This window comes from Mesorhizobium sp. P3_A8, from assembly GCF_056402995.1.
Genome location: NZ_JBFUGI010000046.1, coordinates 1 through 715, shown reverse-complemented (window position 1 = coordinate 715; position 715 = coordinate 1). Strand labels below are relative to the sequence as shown.

The window sequence follows — 715 nt, the reverse complement described above, 5'->3', positions numbered from 1 at the left end:
GTCCTTGATGGTGTAGGCGAACACGTCGGTGCCCGAGGCGTTCGGGTTGGCATGGTAGCTGTAGCCGCCATTGGCATCGACCGTCAGCACGCCATAGGTTCCCGTCACCGTGGAGCCGGCGATGCCCGTCCAGGCGATCGAGGCGATGCCGTCGGCGCCGGCCGTATCGGCCGCACCGGTGCCGTGGGTGCTGGTCCCGGTCTCGACATTGCCGGTCACCGTCTCGCCCGACTGTGCGGCGTCCGTGTCGGCCTTGGCTGTCGGCACATCGTCGACGATGTTGATGGAGATGGTCGAGGTGTTGGTGTTGCCGAGGCTGTCGGTGACGGTATAGGTGAAGACGTCCTTGCCGGCCTCGAYGTTGGTGCTGTTGTTGGCGTCGGGCGTGGTGTCGAAGGGCTTGGTCAGCGTGTAGGTGTAGTGACCGTCCTGGTCGATCTGCAGCACGCCGTATGTGCCCTGCACCGTGACCGGGACACCGGCGACGGCGGCGACACCTCGCCCTCCACACTCACGATCAAGCTCACCAACGGCCAGCCACAGCCGGTCGCGGCGAGGGCGCAGGATGACGAAGCAGCCCTCGACACCAGGGCCAACGGCGATCTCGCCGCTTGGGCGGTGACCGGATCCAATCCGGGAAGCACCGCCGAGACGGTGGCCCGCACGCTGACGCTGGGCGATCCCATCAGCCCGCACGTCACCAACATCGCAGGCG

At 66.9% G+C, this 715-nt stretch carries 2 protein-coding genes; one reads left to right on the top strand and one right to left on the bottom strand.

All coding sequences use genetic code 11. From position 1 onward, the window contains the following. Nucleotides 1–447: Ig-like domain-containing protein (locus AC1DX4_RS35075; protein WP_477224687.1), on the bottom strand; the 447-nt coding region annotated here is incomplete at its 3' end. Between AC1DX4_RS35075 and AC1DX4_RS35070 the strand changes: the two genes are divergently transcribed. Then, nucleotides 421–715 (top strand): hypothetical protein (locus tag AC1DX4_RS35070; RefSeq protein ID WP_477224686.1); only part of this gene is annotated, 295 nt, incomplete at its 3' end. The two genes, AC1DX4_RS35075 and AC1DX4_RS35070, sit on opposite strands and share 27 nt — an antisense overlap.